The organism is Actinocatenispora thailandica, assembly GCF_016865425.1.
In the GTDB taxonomy this organism is placed as follows: domain Bacteria; phylum Actinomycetota; class Actinomycetes; order Mycobacteriales; family Micromonosporaceae; genus Actinocatenispora; species Actinocatenispora thailandica.
In genome coordinates this window covers 7345998-7362687 of sequence record NZ_AP023355.1, presented here as the reverse complement: position 1 = coordinate 7362687, position 16690 = coordinate 7345998, and the positions used below count along the sequence as shown (strand labels likewise).

Here is a 16690-nt window from a genome sequence, read left to right as displayed (position 1 = left end):
ACCCGAGGGCCAGCTCGCTCGTCCCGCCGCCCGCCGGTCGGCGCGGACCGGAGGCCCGCAACGAGCCGGCCGCAGCGCGCGCCGTCGCGGCCGGCGTGCGGCGGCGGGACGGTACCAGCCCGCGACGACCCACCGATGTGCTGAGGCGCATGTCATGTACCGAGCGGCAGCGGCCGACCCGGTGCCCGCCGCCTCGGCGCACCGGGGCCGGCCGACTGCCGGTGAGTCGAGCCACCCCGGCCGGGTCCTCGGATGACGGCCCTGGTACGGATCACCTTCACGCCGGGGCCGGCGGCGCGGCGTATCGCCGGTGCCTGGTGGCCGGCGTCCCGGAACCTGAGCGCGGAGGTGCCGAGGCTGCTGCCGCTGCTGGGCCGGGTCGGCCAGCACGCCCGCGAACTGGTCGTACACCGTGCCGACTGGGCTGACCATCCCGACCAGGTCACGGCGAGCGGCCGGACGATCTCGATCGACTGGGGTGGGGAGCCGGCTCACCTGCTGCGCGCCGCCGACGAGTACGGCCGGAGCCTGACGCTGTTCGTCGTGCCGGCGGACACCGAGTCACTGACCGCGCATCGGGCGCTGTCCCTGGCCACCGATCACCGGCAGCCCGTCGGTCTGGGCGACATCCTCCGGGTGGCGGCGACGGACTCGTGGGCCACGGCCGGAGAACCCGTCACCGGATGACGACGGGTCCCGCCGCGGCCGGGCCACGGCCGGCCGGACGGCGCCCCCAGATGCCCGCGCTCCCCCAAGCGTGTTCCGGATGCATCCCTCACCGTCACCGACCGGCAGCGGGGTCTCGGCCACGGCGGGGTGCGTCGTACTCTGCTCCGCCAGCCCGCCGGAGGCAACCCCCGTACGGTCAGGTACCGGTCCGCTGTGCAGCCGGCACGGGGCACCCGCGGCCGACGGGTACCGGCAGGCCCGGACCGGCGATACGCACCGGTGGCGGGAACCGGACCTTCGGGCCACGATGCGGCGGTCGCCCGGGATCTGGACCGACCGGACACGGACGACCGCGAACGGCGCGCCTGCCGGCCGGCATCCCCACCCCGACCGGTCCGTCCACAGTAAAATGCGGTGGAGCGGCAGAAGGGGCGGAGGCCAATGTGGACAGGCGGGAGTGGCTGCAGACTCGACTGACCGCAGACAGCGCGACCGACAGTGGATCCGCGGTCGCACTGGTGTGTGCCCGCTGTGTGGTCGAGGTGTCGGTGTCCGGCGCCGGCGCGACCGTGTTGTCCGGGTTCGACCGGGATGACGGTGACCGTGGCGCCAACCGCGGCCTGGTCTACGCGACGAACTCCACCAGCGCCGCGCTGGAAGACCTGCAGCTGACCGTGGGCGAGGGCCCGTGCCTGGACGCGTTCGAGTCCGGTGGGCCGGTGCTGGTCCCCGATCTGGTCGCCGAGCGGTCCCGGTGGCCGGTGTTCGCACCGCAGGCCGTCGCGCTCGGCGCCGCGGCCGTGTTCTCCTTCCCCCTGCAGATCGGGGTCGTCCGGTTGGGATCGCTGGATCTGTACCGCGATGCGGTCGGCGGGCTGACCAACACCGAAATGACCGACGCTCTGATCCTGGCCGACCTGGCCACCGAGGCGATCGCCGAGGAGATCGACGGGCACCAGACCGCCGACGTCAGCTGGCTGGCCGATCCACACATCGAGGTACATCAAGCGGTAGGAATGGTGCAGATGCAGTTGGGGGTCACGACGGAGGTGGCGTTCATGCGGCTTCGTGGGTACGCCTTCAGTAATGGTCTGTCGATGGCGGAGGTGGCGCGGCAGGTCGTTGCCCGCACTCTGCGCTTTCGGCGGGAATCGGAGACCAGGTGAAGGAGGGCCGTCTGCCATGACTGACACCCAACCCCAGCAGGTGGCGACGACGTTCGTGTCGCTGGCGGACGCCCTGGTCGCGGACTTCGACGTGCTGGACTTCCTCGCCCAGCTCACCGAACGAGCGGTCGACCTGCTCGCGGTCGACGCGGCCAGCGTGATCCTGGCGGACGGGCGCGGCGGCCGGCGGCCCGCGGCCGGTTCCTCCGAAAGGCCCGAACTGGTCGAATTGTTCGCCGCCCAGGCCCGGCAGGGACCGAGCGCGGCCTGCGTACGCGTCGGTACCGTCGTGACGAGCCCGGAGCTCGCCGCCGACGCCGACCGGTGGCCGGAGTTCACCGACCTCGCCGGGCGGGCCGGGTTCCGCGCCGCGTACGCGATCCCGATGCGGCTGCGGGACGACACGATCGGCGCGCTGACCCTGCTGTCGTCCACGAACGGCGAGCTGACCGGCGATCGCCAGGCCCTCGGTCAGGGGCTGGCCGACCTCGCCACGATCGGGATCCTGCAGCAACGGGCGATCAGCCGGGAAGAGATCATCTACGAGCAGTTGCAGGCCACCCTGCACCGGCGCACCGTGATCGAACAGGCCAAGGGCGTCCTCGCGGAGAGCGGCGACCTGGAGATGCACGCCGCGTACCTGGTGCTCCGCGGGTACGCGCGCGCGTCCGGCCGGCGGATGTCCGACGTGGCCCGTGACCTGACCACCCGCACGCTGAACGTCGACGAGGTGCTGGGCGGTCGGCCGCACGCCGCCGGGGCCGACGAGCCGGGCCAGGAAGGCGTGCGTCGTGACAGACCCGGGTCGTGACCGCCCCACCTGGGAGCAGCGCAGCTCCCAGGCGTTCGTCGCGCTCGCCGACACCCTCGTCGCCGGCTTCGACATCACCACGCACGTGACCATGCTGAGCCAGCGCTGCACCGACCTGCTCGCCGCCGACACGGCCGCCGTCCTGCTCCGCGGCCCGCACGGCGACCTGCGCCTCGCCGCCACCGCCGGGCACCGCGCCGACCTGCTGGCCCGGTTCGTCGAGACCACCGGCGACGGGCCGCACCTCGACTGCGACCGCAGCGGCGAGCCGGTGTCCTGCCTCGACCTGGCCACCGAACGCGCCCGCTGGCCCCGGTTCCGCACCGCGGCGGTGGGCTACGGGTTCCACGCCGCGCACACCCTGCCGATGCGGCTGCGGGACCGCACCATCGGGGTGGTGCTGCTGCTCAACACCGCCCCGCGGGCCGTCGACGCCGCGTGGCTGGGGCAGGCCCTGGCCGACGTCGCCACCGTCGGGATCCTGCAACAACGCACCATCGACCAGGGCCGGCAGGTCGCCGCGCAACTCGAAACGGCGCTGACCAGCCGCATCATCATCGAGCAGGCCAAGGGCGTCCTCGCCGAGCACGGCAACGTGTCGATGGACGAAGCGTTCGACCAGCTGCGCGGCTACGCGCGAAGCCACCAGCAGCGACTCGCCACCCTCGCGCACCTGGTCGCGGCGGGCACCGCCGACCTCGGGGCGATACTCGCCCACCAGCGCCGGTAGCGCGCCGGTTCCGGGTGACCGCGGCGCTCCCGCCCGTCGTGGACGACCGGTACCGGGTGACCGCCGCGCGCCGCGGTCACCGTGGACGACCGGCACCGCGCCGCGGGGCGCCACCGGCACCGCGCCGCCGGGCGCCGCCAGCACCGCGCCGCCGGGCGCCGCCAGCACCGCGCCGCCGGGCGCCGCCAGCACCGCGCCGCCGGGCACCGGGCACCGGGCGCTACGGCACGATGTTCTGGTTGTCGCGGAACAGGTTCCCCGGGTCGTACCGCCGCTTCACCTCGACCAGCCGGTCGTAGTTGACGCCGTACGCGTCGCGCAGCTTGTCCTGGTCGTCCCCGGCCATGAAGTTGACGTACCCGCCGGACTGCGAGAGCGGTCGCAGCGCCGCGTAGTAGTCGCGCACCCAGGCGATGTTCGCGTCGTTGTCCGCCGGGTCCGGCCACATGCCGGCGATCACCGTGGCGTACTTGGCGTCCCGGTGGGCGAACGCCGTCGCGTCGGGCGCGACGTCGTGGCAGGCACCGTTGATCGGATAGGCGTGCATGGTCGACTGCAACGCCGGGACCCGCGGCCCGTGCTCGGCGTGCACCTCGATCACCTCCGGGGTCATCGCCGGGGAGAACACCGTCTTCCAGTAGTGCTGCAGTCCGGCCGGCAGCAGCTCGTCGAACATCGCGTTGAGCGCCGGGTAGGGCATCGGGGCGACCATCTCGGCGACGAGCGGGGCCGCGTCCCGCAGCGGCGCGAACACCTTCTCGCCCGCCTCCATCGGCCCGGACCAGCAGGCCACCACGATGGAGAACGGTTTGCCGTGCTCCTGCGGCGGGATGAACGGCAGCGGCGGTGCGATCTGGAACGCCGGGAACGCGCCCAGCTCCGCCGGTGCGTCGGCGATGTACGCGTCGTAGCTCGCGAGCACGTCGGCGGCCCGGTCCACCGGGAAGAAGAAGATGCCGGCCATGATGTCGCGGACCGGATGCATCCGGTACCGGAAGGCGGTGACCACGCCGAAGTTGCCGCCGCCACCGCGCAGCGCCCAGAACAGGTCCGGCTCGCTGTCCGCGCTGGCGGTCACGACCCGCCCGTCGGCGGTGACCACCCGCGCCGCGAGCAGGTTGTCGATGGTCAGGCCGTGCGCGCGGGCCAGGTAGCCGATACCACCACCGAGGGTCAACCCGCCGATGCCGGTACTGGCGACGATCCCGCCGGTGGTGGCGAGCCCGTAGCCGTAGGTGGCGTGGTTGAAGCTGCCCCAGGTGTTGCCGCCCTGCGCCCAGGCGGTCCGGGCCGCCGGATCGACCAGTACGGCCGACATGGCCGACAGGTCGCACACCACGCCCCCGTCGTTCGTGCCGAAGCCGGGCACGCTGTGCGCGCCGCCGCGGACGGCGAGGGCGAGGTCGTTGTCCCGGGCGTACCCGACGGTCGCCAGCACGTCCGTGTCGTCCGCGCAGCGCACCACGACCTTCGGGTGCCGGTCGATCATGCCGTTGTAAACCCGGCGGGCCTGCTCGTACCCCTCGTCCTGCTCGGTCACCACCGGCCCACGTACCTGTTCCCGAAGCTGGTCCAGTGTCGTCATCACGCACCCTGTTCCCCGGCCGCGTCGCCCGGCGGGACCACCACCGGTACCCGTTGGGCCGTGTTGTTCGCCATGCCCTGCACGTTCCACGGCGCGTCGACCGGTTGGGCCACGCCGGTCGCGTCGGTGGCCCGCACGCTCAGCTCGTACCGGCCGGGGGTGGCCCGCCAGCGGACCGTGAACGGCCGCCACGCCCAGGGGCCCGCCGCCGGCCCCAGCTCGGCGTCCACCCAGCCGCCGCCGGCGGAGAACTCGACCCGCCGGACCGGCCCGGCGCCCGCCCAGGCCCGGCCGGTCAACACGTGCTCGCCGGCGGGCAGGATGCGGACGCGGGACATGAAGTCCGGGTGGCCGGGCGGCACCAGCAGCGCCCGCGGCCGGATCCGGGTGATCGGCTCGCCGTCCTCGTCCGGGCGCTGCTTCAGCCGGTACGCCACCGCGTTCTGGAAGCCGTCGAACTCGCCGGACAGCACGGTGATCGCGCGCAGCCACTTCACCTGCGCCATCCCGTACCACCCGGGGACGAGCAGGCGCAGCGGGAAGCCGTGCTGCGGCGGCAGCGGCGCGCCGTTCATCTCGTCGGCCAGCAGCACCTCCGGGCGCAGCGCCTCGGCCAGCGGCAGCGCCCGCTGGTAGTCCTGCTCGACGCCGCGCTCGGTACCGTGGTCGGCGCCGGTGAACACGACCGTGGCCGCGTCGTCGGCGGGGATCGCGTCGGACAGCAGCGCCGCGAGCGGCGTTCCCGTCCAGTCGGCGGTACCGACCGCCTCGTCCAGCCACGGCTGGCTCACCGGCCGGGGGACGAGGCGGGCCCGCCCGTTCCCGGCGCACTCCAGCGTCACCCGCACCGTGTGCCGGGGACGCGCCCGCAGATCCGCGGCGGTGCAGCGGAGCGGTCGCCGGACCGCGCCGTCCACCACCAGCCGCCAGCGCTGCGGATCGACGTCCGGGATGTCGTAGTGCGTGAGCAGGTAGTGCAGGCCGGGCGGCGTCACGTCGTACCGCAGCGCCTCCAGCGGCATCCCGTGGTTCCGGGCGGCCAGCCGCAGCTCGTCCAGACCGATCAGTTCCGCCGGCTCGGCCACCCGCGCCGGCCCACCGGGTACGGAGTCCACCCAACCAGCGTGAACCCGGTCGGTGATCACCTGGGCCCAGCCGGCGCCGCGGGAGTCGAACGGCGGCCCGAACCGGCTGTCCGGCCGGCCGCCGCCGGCGGTCGGCCCACCCCACCTCATCCGGTCCGCCCCGGCGGCACCTGGCGCCGGCCCGGCGTCCTTCGGGCAGGCCGCCGCCGGCGGGGCCGGGTCAGCCCGCCGGGCTCGTATCGCCGGAGCTGTCCCGGCGGCCGGTCGGCAGGTTGTCCGGCGGCTCGTAGCTCAGCAGCTTCGCCACCGGTACGTCGGTCGAGGAGTGCAGCACGATCGACAGCGCGATCGTGATGGCGACCAGGTCGAAGACCACCTCGTTGGCGTCGATCCCGGACTGCAGCACGAGCAGCCCGTACACGACGGAGGCGAAGCCCTTCGGCCCGAACCAGGCCGCGGCCGACCGTTCTCGCCGGGTCAGCGGCGTGCGCAACAGCGACAGCAGCATCGCCGCCGGGCGGACCAGGATGATCGCGACGACCGCGACGATCCAACCGCCGACGGTGAGATGCGACAGCCGCTCCGGTGTGATCAGCACGCCGAACACCAGCAGGGCGGCGAACTTGGTGATCTCCGACAGCATGTCGCCCAACGGCTCGAACTGCTCCGCGGCGGTGCGGTCCAGGGTCGCCAGCGTCGACCCGGCCGCGAACGCCGCCAGGTACGGGTTCGCGTGCGTCAGGTGGCACACCGCGTACAGCATCACGCCGATCGCCAGCGGCCCCAGCGCCTGCAGCCGGGGCTCGGCGGTGAGTATCTTCCACCGCCACGCCAGGGTCACCACCGCGGTGATCGCGATGCCGAACACGAGCCCGAGGACCAGCTCGATGCCGACCGTGGCCAGGTGGGACGAGGTGTGCGCGGCGGTGGCCAGGAAGATCAGCACGAACGGCAGGGCCAGCCCGTCGTTCAGCCCGGACTCGACGTTGAGCAGCCGGCGCAGCCGCAACGGCACGTCCGCCCGGCCGACGATCGCCGCCGCGAACACCGGATCGGTCGGAGACAGGATCGCCCCGAGCAGCAACGCGGTCGGCCAGTCCAGCCCGACCAGGAAGTGCGCCGGCACCGCGATGCCCACCATGGTCAGCGGCATGCCCAGGCCCAGCGCGCGGCCGGACAGCTTCCAGCCCTCCCGCAGCGCGGGCAGGTTCGCGCGTTGACCGTCGGTGAACAGCACCGTGAACAGCGCGATGTCGGCGAGCGAGGTGACCAGCGGATCGCCCGGAGCGATGTCGACCAGGCCGAAGCCGCCCTGCCCGATCAGCGCGCCGGCGACCAGGAACAGCAGCGCCGTCGACAGCACCGTCCGGGCGGCGACGCCGGACAGCGAGACGCTGATGAGCAGGACCAAGCCGAACGCGAGTACGAGCGCCATGAACAGCCTTCCTCGGATCGATCCCCGCTGCCGGCGGGGTCACGTGCCGACCAGACTTCCCGGCGCTCCGAGAAGCCAAGATGCCGGATCATCCGGCCCAGCGCAAGTCGGCACACCGAGTACGGGAGGGTGCGCCGACGGCTCCGCGCCGGATTCGGTACGCACCGGGACGGCGCCGCCGCGGCACCCGCCGAGGTGGTGGCCTCGACTCCGGTCCGGCGGGGCCGGAAAGGGGCCACCCGTCAGGTACGGCAGGCGGCCAGGGCGGTGAGGACGACCTCGACGAGGTTGTCCCGCGGGTAGGGGTCGGCGAGTTCGCCGGATGCGGTCAGCGCCTGCGGGCGGGCATGGGCGAGGGCCACCAGGCAGTCCAGCGCCAGCTCTGCGTCCAGGTCGGCGGGAAGTTCGCCCCGCTCGACCGCCCGGCGCAGCATCGCGGTGCCGGCGGCGCGGCGGGGTTCGCGCAGCGCGGTGGCGAAGACCTGGGCGAGGCGGGGATTGCGGATGGCCTCGGCGCTCAGGTCGGCGATGATGCGGGTCGCCTGGAGGTCCTGCCGGAGTGCCGCGGCGTGCGCCAGGTAGCTGTCGACGTCGCCACGCAGGGATCCGGTGTCCGGGACCGGCACGGCGTGCCAGGACAGCCCGGCGACGATCTGTTCGACCATCTCCTGCTTCGAGTTCCACCGGCGGTAGAGCGCGGCCTTCCCGACCCGGGCCCGCCGGGCGACCGCCTCCATGGACATGCCCGCGTAGCCGGACTCGGCGAGTTCGTCGAGTGCCGCCCTGGTGATCGCGTCCGTGACGGGGGCGCGCAGCAGCGCCCCACCGGTGGGCGGGCGTGGGCGGGTGGGCTCGTTCATCACGGCGGATCATAGCGCGGAACGGAACGGTTGCGTTCCGAGCGGGCCCGCTCTAGTCTCGATCGGAACGGAACCGTTCCGGCCTGTGGTTGTGCGGCGGAGGCGTGATGGACACCGAGGTACTGGTGGTCGGTGCGGGGCCGACCGGACTGGCGCTGGCCTGCGCGCTGCGGCTGCAGGGCGTGCCGGTCCGGGTGATCGACGCGGCGGCGGCACCGGCCACCACGTCGCGGGCGAACATCCTGCACGCCCGCGGCGTCGAGGTCCTCGATCGGCTCGGAGCCCTCGGTGACCTGCCGGACCGGGCGCTGACCGCACTGACGATCACGCAGTACCTCGACGGCCGGCCGGCGATCACGGTCCGGTTCGGCGATCAGGGCCTGGGCACCGCTCGGCCGGCGCTGTACGTCTCGCAGGCCGACCTCGAAGCCGAGCTGCGGCACCGGCTGCGCGAACTGGGCGTCCGGGTCGACTGGTGTACCACGCTGGTGGGCCTGGCACAGGACGAGGACGGCGTCACCGGCACCGTCGAGGACGGCCGCACGGTCACCTGCCGGTGGCTGGCCGGCTGCGACGGCTCGCACAGCACGGTGCGCGCGCTCACCGGGATCGGCTTCCCCGGCGTACGGATCAGCGAACGGTTCCTGCTGGCCGACGTGCACGCCGGCTGGCCGGTCGAGCGCAGCGGCGGGCACGGCTGGATTCACCCCGACGGCCCGCTGTTCGCCGTACCGATGCGCGAGGTCGGCCGGGCCGACGACCTGTGGCGGCTGATGGCATACGACCCCGCCCCGGAGAAGGCCGACGACCCGCACGGCGACGAGCAGATCCTCGACCGCTTCCGGCAACTGCTGCCCGAACGCACCGGGCGCACCGACATCGAGCTGGGCGCCACCGCCTGGACGTCGGTCTTCCGGGTGCACCGCCGGCTGGCCGACAGCTACCGACGGGGGCGCGTCTTCCTGGTCGGCGACGCGGCGCACGTGCACAGCCCGCTCGGTGGGCAGGGGATGGTCACCGGCATCGGCGACGCGGAGAACCTCGCCTGGAAACTCGCCCTGGTCGTCGCCGGCCGGGCCGCCCCGGCGCTGCTGGACAGCTACCAGGCCGAGCGCCGCCCGCTGGCCACCGAGGTGCTGCGCCGCACCACCACCGCAACCCGCCTGCAGGTGGGCCAGGGTGCACTGATGCGGGCGCTGCGCGACCGGGTGCTGGTACCGGCGGCCAGCCTCCCCGCCGTGCAGCGACGGGCCAGCCGGGTCGCCTCGCAGCTGTGGGTCGGCTACCGGCGCGGCCCGCTGGCCGGTGGGTTGCGCGCACGGCTGGGCCGCCGGCCGCGGCCCGGCGACCGCGTCCCCGACCTGGCCTGCACCCGACCGGACGGCACGGGTACCCGGCTGCACGCCGAGCTTCGCGGCCGGTGGGCGCTGCTGACCGCGGCCGGCTGCCCCGGCGACCTCATCGAGGCGGCCCGCCACCACCTCGACCCCGGCCCGGTGCGGCTGATCCCCCGGCCCGAACGAAGCGATGTCTGGTTGGTGCGGCCCGACGCGCACCTGGCCTGGCGTGGCAAGCCCACCGAGGCGGCGGCCCTGACGCGATGGCTCGACGACGCCCTGCTCCGTGGCCGGGCAGGGCGGTGACCCGGCCGGCCGGGACGAGGGCCGCGCGGCCGGGTGCGGCCGTGGCGCGCACCGGGCCGGCACGGGCGGAGGCGGTGGCCCAGGCCGGGTTCGGTGACCGGATGGATGGCACCCCGTCGTGCGGTCACTGCTGCCGGTAGGGGTACTGCCGGTCGAGGGCCAGGTTCAGCTCCAGCACGTTGACCCCGGGCTGGCCCATGAATCCGAGGGCCCGCCCGGTGCGGTACCGGTCGATCAGCGTCCGCACGTTCGCCACGCTCGTCCGACGCTGCCGTGCGACCCGCGGCGCCTGCAGCTCGGCATAGGCGGTGCTGATCTGCGGGTCCAGGCCGCTGCCGCTGGCGGTCACCGCGTCGGCCGGTACCGCGGGGTGCGCCGGCGCGTCGCCCCGGACGGCGATCACCACCGCGTGCGAGTAGTCCGCGCCGTAGCGGGCGCACTCGACGGCGACGCCGTGGTAGCGGGCGAGGAACGGGCTGCTCGGGCACTGCTGGTCGAGGCTGACCACGCGGGTGATCGGCCCGGTCGACCCGTGCCGGTGGAACACGCCGAGCACCGCGCCCACCCCGCCGGTCGTGCAGTACGGCCGGGCGCCGGACACGTGTTCCAGCTTGCCGACGGCCACGCTGCGCGCGCACACCTGGGTGAGCAGGCTCTGCCGGGCGTTCGCGTCGGTCTTGCCGGCGGCGACCAGCTTCGGGTTCGGCAGCGTGTCCACCACCGACTCCGGCCCGAGGTTGGACGCGCCGCTGGCGGTCGGATCCCAGCCGGCGGCGCCGGCCGCCGAGGGCCGCGACTGGAAGTACTGCACCAGCGGGTTGCCGTGCGAGTCCACGAAACCCTGGCCGAGGATCCGGCTGCCCACGGTGCTGTCACCCACCCGCACCAGCGAACCGTTCGCGTGCGCGCGCAGCCCCGGCAGCTGCACGATGCCGGTGACCACCAGCGGGTACAGCACGCCGAGCAGGGCGGTCAGGACCAGCACCGCGCGTACCGCGGCGAGATGTTGGGAAATCCAGGTCGGCAGTCGCATTACGAGATCCCCGGAATGTTCATGATGATCAGGTCGATGAGCTTGATGCCGATGAACGGCACGACGATGCCGCCCAGGCCGTAGATCCACAGGTTGCGGCGCAGCATCGAGCCGGCGCTGGACGGCCGGTACCGCACGCCGCGCAGGGCGAGCGGGATCAGCGCGACGATGACCAGCGCGTTGAAGACGACCGCGGACAGGATCGCCGAGGTCGGGCTGTGCAGCCGCATGATGTTGAGCGCGTCCAGCCCGGGTAGAGCGCCACGAACATGGCCGGGATGATCGCGAAGTACTTCGCGATGTCGTTCGCGATCGAGAACGTGGTGAGCGCGCCCCGGGTGATCAGCAGCTGCTTGCCGATCTCCACGATCTCGATCAGCTTGGTCGGATCGGAGTCCAGGTCGACCATGTTGCCGGCTTCCTTGGCCGCCGAGGTACCGGTGTTCATCGCCACCCCGACGTCGGCCTGGGCCAGCGCCGGCGCGTCGTTGGTACCGTCGCCGGTCATCGCGACCAGCCGGCCGCCCTCCTGCTCGCGCCTGATCAGCGCGAGCTTGTCCTCCGGCCTGGCCTCGGCGAGGAAGTCGTCGACGCCGGCCTCCTCGGCGATCGCCCTGGCGGTCAACGGGTTGTCGCCGGTGATCATCACGGTGCGGATGCCCATCCGGCGCATCTCGTCGAACCGTTGCCGCATACCGGCCTTCACCACGTCCTTGAGGTGGATCACGCCGAGTACCCGGCTGCGGTCGCCGACCCGCTCGCCGACCACCAGCGGCGTACCGCCGGATGCGGAGATCCCGTCCACCAGCTGACCGATCTGCGCCGGCACGGTCCCGCCGTGGCCGCGAACCCAGTCCGACACCGCCGAGGCCGCGCCCTTGCGCAGCTGCCGCGCCCCGCCGCCGGCCGCATCGTCGGCGGCCGGCAGGTCGACACCCGACATCCGGGTCTGCGCCGTGAACTCCACCCACTCCGCCTCGGTCAGCTCGCCCGGATGGCGTTCCCGCAGCCCGTACTCCGACTTCGCGAACACCACCACCGAGCGCCCCTCCGGGGTCTCGTCGGCGAGGCTGGACAGCTGCGCCGCGTCCGCCAGTTCCTCGGCGCTGACGCCGGCCACCGGCAGGAACTCGCTGGCCTGCCGGTTGCCGAGGGTGATCGTCCCGGTCTTGTCCAGCAGCAGGGTGTTCACGTCCCCGGCCGCCTCCACCGCGCGGCCGGACATGGCCAGGACGTTGCGCTGCACCAGCCGGTCCATCCCGGCGATACCGATCGCCGACAGCAGCGCGCCGATCGTGGTCGGGATCAGGCACACCAGCAGGGACACCAGCACGATGCCGCTGACGCCGTGCACGTCGAGGGCCTGGTCGTTCGGCGCGAACGCCTGCACCGCCTTCGAGTAGATCGCCAGCGGCTGCAGGCTCGCCACCGCCAGTACGAAGATGACGGTCAGCGCGGCCAGCAGGATGTTGAGGGCGATCTCGTTCGGCGTCTTCTGCCGGTTGGCACCCTCGACCAGCCCGATCATCCGGTCGATGAAGCTCTCACCGGGCTTCTGGGTGATCTGCACGACGACCCGGTCGGACAGTACCCGGGTGCCGCCGGTCACCGCCGAGCGGTCGCCGCCGGACTCCCGGATCACCGGCGCGGACTCGCCGGTGATCGCCGACTCGTCGACCGACGCGATGCCTTCCACGACATCCCCGTCGCCCGGGATCGTCTGCCCGGCCTCGACGACCACGATGTCGCCCTGTTGCAGCTGCGGCGCCGGCACCTGTTCCTCCGCCAGGCCGGTCGCACCGGGGACCAGCCGACCAGGCGGCGGGCCATCGTGTCGGTCTTGGCCTTGCGTAGCGCATCGGCCTGCGCCTTGCCGCGCCCTTCGGCGACCGCCTCGGCCAGGTTCGCGAACACCACGGTCAGCCACAGCCAGCCGGTGATCACCCAGGCGAACGCGGTCGGGTGGCTGATCGCCAGCACGGTGGTGAACACCGAGCCGATCTCCACGATGAACATCACCGGGTTGCGCCACAGCGTGTACGGGTTCAGCTTGCGCAGCGCGCCGGGGATGGACTTCCACAGCTGCCGGGGATCCAGCAGCCCACCGGAGATCCGGTGCGGCCCCGCGCCGGCAGGGCGTTCCCGCGCCGGTTCGTTGCCGAGAGAGGTGACAGCCATTCTTCAGGTTCCTCTGGATTCTTCTGCTTCGGCGCTCAGCGCACGCCGTCGGCCAGCGGGCCGAGGGCGAGAACGGGCAGGAACGTGAGCGCCGCCATGACGAGCGTGATGCCGACCAGCATTCCGACGAACAGCGGCTGGTGAGTCTTGAGCGTGCCGGGCGACGCGGGCACCGGTTTCTGTCTGGCGAGCGAGCCGGCCAACCCCAACACGAACACGATGGGCAGGAACCGGCCGAGCAACATCGCCAACCCCAACGCCGTGTCGTACCAGGTACTGCTGACCGTCAGGCCGGCGAACGCGGACCCGTTGTTGTTGGACGCCGAGGTGAACGCGTACAGCACCTCCGACAGGCCGTGCGCGCCGCTGTTGAGCATCGCCGCCCGCTGCGTCGGTGACGCCATCGCCAGGCCGGTACCGACCAGCACCAGTACCGGCATGGTCAGGAAGTACAGCGAGGCGAACTTGACCTCCCGGGCACCGATCTTCTTGCCCAGGTACTCCGGCGTCCGGCCGACCATCAGACCACCGATGAACACCGTCAGCACGGCGAGGATCAGGATGCCGTACAGGCCGGATCCGGTACCGCCGGGCGCCACCTCGCCCAGCAGCATGTCGACGATGGTGATCCCACCGCCCAGCGCCGTGTACGAGTCGTGGAACGAGTCCACCGCCCCCGTCGAGGTGAGCGTCGTCGAGCTGGCGAACGTCGCCGAGTTCAGCACCCCGAAACGCTGTTCGGTGCCCTCGGTGGCGGCGCCCGCGGCCATCGGCGCGGTGCCGTGGTGCAGCCCCTGCACCACGTTGATCAGCACGACGCTGCCGATCGCCATGATGGCCATCGCCGAGACGATCGCGTAGCCCTGCTTGTTGTCGCCGACCATCCGGCCGAAGGTGCGCGGCAGGCTGAACGAGATGACCAGCAGCAGGAAGATCTCGATGAAGTTGGTCCAGGACGTCGGGTTCTCGAACGGGTGGGCAGAGTTCGCGTTGTAGAACCCGCCGCCGTTGGTGCCGAGTTCCTTGATGACCTCCTGGCTGGCCACCGGCCCGCCGGTGATGTGCTGGGTGGCACCGGCCACCGTGTGCGCGTCGACCCCGGACGAGAAGTTCTGGATCGCGCCGCCCGCCACCAGCACGACCGCGCCGATCACCGACAGGGGCAGCAGTACCCGCACCACGATGCGGACCAGGTCGACCCAGAAGTTGCCCAGCTGGTCGGTGCGTTTGCGGGCGAAGCCGCGTACCAGCGCGACCGCCACCGCGATGCCCACCGCGGAGGACACGAAGTTCTGCACCGCCAGCCCGCCGGCCTGGACGACGTACCCCATCGTGGACTCGCCGGAGTACCACTGCCAGTTGGTGTTGGTGACGAAGCTGACCGCGGTGTTCCAGGCGCCGGACGGGACCACGTTCGGGAAGCCGAGCGACAGGAACAGCCAGTGCTGCACCCGCATCAGCAGGTACAGGAACAGCAGGGACGCCACGGAGAAGGCGAGGACGCTGCGCGCGTACACCTTCCAGGTCTGCTCGCCGTTCGGGTCCACCCCGATCAGCCGGTACATCACCCGCTCGGGAAGCAGCTGCCGTTTCGAGGTCACGGTGCGGAACAGGTAGTCGCCGAGCGGCTTGTAGGACACCGCCAGCGCGAGGATCAGGGCGGCGACGAACGCGACGCCGGCCCAGGTGGCACTCATCTAGAAACGCTCCGGGAACAGTAGGGCCACGACCAGGAACACGGCCAACAGGACGACGAGTACCAGGCCGACCAGGTTCGTCGCGCTCACAGCTTGTCCACCGCCTTGACCACCAACGCCAGCAGACCGAACAACCCCACCGTCAACAGCACGTAGGCCACGTCAGCCATCGCGCCTCTCCTCGCCTTCCTCGTTGTCGTCGCCCGCCCGGGCAGCCACGCACCGTGCCTTCCCGCACCGGCGCCGGCCACCTCGCCGCCAGGCCCGTGCCGCGGGGGCCGGTGCGATCCGCCCCGGATCGCCGCCCGAAGTAGATCTCCGCCGGCCCGGCGGCCACCAGGTCTCTTGACGAAAAAACAACGGCCGGCCGGCAGCTCTTGACGAAATCCCTACGCCGCCGGGCGCGCACTGGTGTCGGGAGGCCCAAGCCGGGCCGGCCGATGCCCACCGGCCCCCGCGGCGCGGGTGGTGCCGCGACATCCGGGCGGCGCCGGTGGTTGCGCGAGCAGCGCGGTCATGATCGGATGTCGGCGGCATCGCGTGCCGGTGGCGGACCGCGTCAGGCATGGAGGTGCCAACGCAAGGAAGGGACCGCCCTCGTGGCCTCCCCGGACCGCGACCGCGCCGTCGCGCTCAGCCTGCAACTCGCGCAGGCCCATCACGAACTACGCCACCAGCTCACCCGGCTCAAGCAGGACCTGGGGACCGGGCGGGTACCCAACGAGCTGCTGGCCACGCACTGCCTGGCCTTCTGCGCCGCCCTCACCGCCCACCATCAGGGCGAGGATGCCGGACTGTTCCGGCAGCTGCTGGTCGACCGGCCGGACCTGGCCGGCACGGTGACGAAGCTGGTCGAGGATCACGCGCTCATCGCGTCGATCCTGTCCCGCACCGCCGAACTGGCCGAGGCCGCGCGTGGCGCCTCCGGTACCGCGCTGGAGGCGGTCGGCCGGGAACTGGACGGCCTGATGGCGATCATGGAATCGCACTTCGGCTACGAGGAACGCGCCCTGCGCAACGCGCTCGACGAGGGCGTCGCCGACACCGGCTGGTCCGCCCTGGTCTTCGGGTTCGGCCGGCCTCGCTGACCGGCCGGCGCCGCGCCGGCCGGGTCACGGTCGGGGCGCCCGGGCTGCCGCGGCGCCTCCCGCATCGCCGCGGCGGCACCGGATCCCGGCCCGGCGGTACGGGGACAACGGCGGGTGCTGCCGGGTCGTTCGGCACCTGCGCCGGCGCGGCTCACCACATCCGGTGCGCGGTGTTGGGGATGTCGAACCAGGCGAACGGCTCGACCGGCAGGTTGCGCAGCACCGTGGTGAACAGCAGGAAGAACACGCCGTAGCCGATCAGCCAGCCGGTGCCGGGGCGCCGCATCGGCAACCGCACCCCGACCGTGGACAGCGCCCAGGCGACCCATCCGTACAGCAGGAAGGGCACTGCGAGCACGAACGGCAGGTGCATCCGCACCGCGTCGACGAGGTCGCCGTGGATCAGGTAGTAGAAGGCGCGGGTGCCGCCGCAGCTCGGGCCGTTGATCCCGAACGTCAGGTGCCAGGCACAGGGCCCCAGCGGCCCTTCCTTGCCGTTGGTCGGGTCGAACGTCTGCACCCAGCCGACCGCGGCCCCGAACGGCACCACCAGCAGCCACGGCCCGAGCAGCCGGAGCCGCCGCCACAGCCGGGCGATCCGTCCCGGCGCCGGAACGGCGAACGTGGCCTGCTCGGTCGGCCCGGCAACAACCTCGGACACGGCGGTCGGACTCCTTCGGGTCGGCGTCACGTCGACCGTACCCGGCGGT

14 protein-coding genes and 1 pseudogene are annotated in these 16690 nt (G+C 72.7%); 6 read left to right on the top strand and 9 right to left on the bottom strand.

The genetic code is table 11. The features are described from left to right. The first annotated feature begins 252 nt into the window (after positions 1–252). The 4 genes from Athai_RS33490 (at position 253) to Athai_RS33475 (ending at position 3376) form a co-directional block, all read left to right on the top strand. Complete coding sequence (locus Athai_RS33490; RefSeq protein ID WP_203965181.1) at positions 253–687, top strand: DUF5994 family protein; 435 nt, start codon at positions 253–255, stop codon at positions 685–687. Between the two features lie 425 nt (positions 688–1112). Continuing rightward, a complete protein-coding gene (locus tag Athai_RS33485; protein WP_203965180.1) occupies positions 1113–1835 on the top strand; it encodes a GAF and ANTAR domain-containing protein in 723 nt (240 codons plus the stop codon). A gap of 16 nt (positions 1836–1851) precedes the next feature. Then, positions 1852–2646, top strand: coding sequence for a GAF and ANTAR domain-containing protein (locus tag Athai_RS33480; RefSeq protein WP_203965179.1), 795 nt, complete (start codon positions 1852–1854; stop codon positions 2644–2646). Then, entirely contained in the window at positions 2627–3376 is a 750-nt protein-coding gene (locus tag Athai_RS33475) for a GAF and ANTAR domain-containing protein (protein ID WP_203965178.1), read from the top strand. Before Athai_RS33480 ends, Athai_RS33475 begins: the two co-directional genes overlap by 20 nt. 220 nt (positions 3377–3596) lie before the next feature. Here Athai_RS33475 and Athai_RS33470 read toward each other — a convergent pair whose 3' ends face one another. The 4 genes from Athai_RS33470 to Athai_RS33455 form a co-directional block, all read right to left on the bottom strand. Continuing rightward, on the bottom strand, positions 3597–4961 hold the full coding sequence (locus Athai_RS33470) for an FAD-binding oxidoreductase (RefSeq protein WP_203965177.1): 1365 nt from the start codon (positions 4959–4961) through the stop codon (positions 3597–3599). Continuing rightward, on the bottom strand, positions 4961–6076 hold the full coding sequence (locus Athai_RS33465) for a sulfite oxidase (RefSeq protein WP_239157319.1): 1116 nt from the start codon (positions 6074–6076) through the stop codon (positions 4961–4963). Before Athai_RS33465 ends, Athai_RS33470 begins: the two co-directional genes overlap by 1 nt. A 190-nt stretch (positions 6077–6266) precedes the next feature. After that, complete coding sequence (locus Athai_RS33460) at positions 6267–7481, bottom strand: cation:proton antiporter (RefSeq protein WP_203965175.1); 1215 nt, start codon at positions 7479–7481, stop codon at positions 6267–6269. 242 nt (positions 7482–7723) lie between these two features. Beyond that, a complete protein-coding gene (locus Athai_RS33455; RefSeq protein WP_203965174.1) occupies positions 7724–8341 on the bottom strand; it encodes a TetR/AcrR family transcriptional regulator in 618 nt (205 codons plus the stop codon). A 107-nt stretch (positions 8342–8448) separates the two neighbouring features. On the opposite strand from Athai_RS33455, the gene Athai_RS33450 reads away from it, so the two are divergent. Further along, positions 8449–9984 carry an FAD-dependent monooxygenase gene (locus Athai_RS33450; protein ID WP_203965173.1) on the top strand — a complete coding sequence of 512 codons (1536 nt, stop codon included), beginning with the start codon at positions 8449–8451 and terminating at the stop codon, positions 9982–9984. A 124-nt stretch (positions 9985–10108) separates the two neighbouring features. Here the strand turns inward: Athai_RS33450 and Athai_RS33445 are convergent, their stop codons facing one another. The 4 genes and pseudogenes from Athai_RS33445 to kdpF all read right to left on the bottom strand — a co-directional run bounded on the left by Athai_RS33445 (position 10109) and on the right by kdpF (position 14982). Beyond that, positions 10109–11017 (bottom strand): potassium-transporting ATPase subunit C, encoded by a 909-nt coding sequence (locus Athai_RS33445; RefSeq protein WP_203965172.1) that lies wholly within the window; start codon positions 11015–11017, stop codon positions 10109–10111. Continuing rightward, positions 11017–13195: pseudogene (gene kdpB, locus Athai_RS33440) on the bottom strand (potassium-transporting ATPase subunit KdpB). The gene Athai_RS33445 and the pseudogene kdpB overlap by 1 nt, the downstream one beginning before the upstream one ends. 35 nt (positions 13196–13230) lie before the next feature. Continuing rightward, positions 13231–14892, bottom strand: a complete 1662-nt coding sequence (gene kdpA, locus Athai_RS33435; protein ID WP_203965171.1) for a potassium-transporting ATPase subunit KdpA — start codon at positions 14890–14892, stop codon at positions 13231–13233. Then, entirely contained in the window at positions 14893–14982 is a 90-nt protein-coding gene (gene kdpF / locus Athai_RS33430; RefSeq protein WP_203965170.1) for a K(+)-transporting ATPase subunit F, read from the bottom strand. It abuts the gene before it with no gap. A 509-nt stretch (positions 14983–15491) separates the two neighbouring features. Here kdpF and Athai_RS33425 point away from each other — a divergent pair. Then, positions 15492–15980, top strand: a complete 489-nt coding sequence (locus Athai_RS33425; RefSeq protein ID WP_203965169.1) for a hemerythrin domain-containing protein — start codon at positions 15492–15494, stop codon at positions 15978–15980. A gap of 151 nt (positions 15981–16131) precedes the next feature. On the opposite strand, the gene Athai_RS33420 is transcribed toward Athai_RS33425, so the two are convergent. Beyond that, positions 16132–16641 carry a DUF2752 domain-containing protein gene (locus Athai_RS33420; protein ID WP_203965168.1) on the bottom strand — a complete coding sequence of 170 codons (510 nt, stop codon included), beginning with the start codon at positions 16639–16641 and terminating at the stop codon, positions 16132–16134. Between the last annotated feature and the right edge of the window lie 49 nt (positions 16642–16690).

Excerpts from the sequence above, each read along its gene's own strand:
- Athai_RS33450 (WP_203965173.1), top strand. The coding sequence starts at position 8,449 with ATGGACACCGAGGTACTGGTGGTCGGTGCGGGGCCGACCGGACTGGCG.
- Athai_RS33445 (WP_203965172.1), bottom strand. The coding sequence starts at position 11,017 with ATGCGACTGCCGACCTGGATTTCCCAACATCTCGCCGCGGTACGCGCG.
- kdpA (WP_203965171.1), bottom strand. The coding sequence starts at position 14,892 with ATGAGTGCCACCTGGGCCGGCGTCGCGTTCGTCGCCGCCCTGATCCTC.
- Athai_RS33455 (WP_203965174.1), bottom strand. The coding sequence starts at position 8,341 with ATGAACGAGCCCACCCGCCCACGCCCGCCCACCGGTGGGGCGCTGCTG.
- Athai_RS33470 (WP_203965177.1), bottom strand. The coding sequence starts at position 4,961 with ATGACGACACTGGACCAGCTTCGGGAACAGGTACGTGGGCCGGTGGTG.
- Athai_RS33490 (WP_203965181.1), top strand. The coding sequence starts at position 253 with ATGACGGCCCTGGTACGGATCACCTTCACGCCGGGGCCGGCGGCGCGG.
- Athai_RS33460 (WP_203965175.1), bottom strand. The coding sequence starts at position 7,481 with ATGGCGCTCGTACTCGCGTTCGGCTTGGTCCTGCTCATCAGCGTCTCG.
- Athai_RS33480 (WP_203965179.1), top strand. The coding sequence starts at position 1,852 with ATGACTGACACCCAACCCCAGCAGGTGGCGACGACGTTCGTGTCGCTG.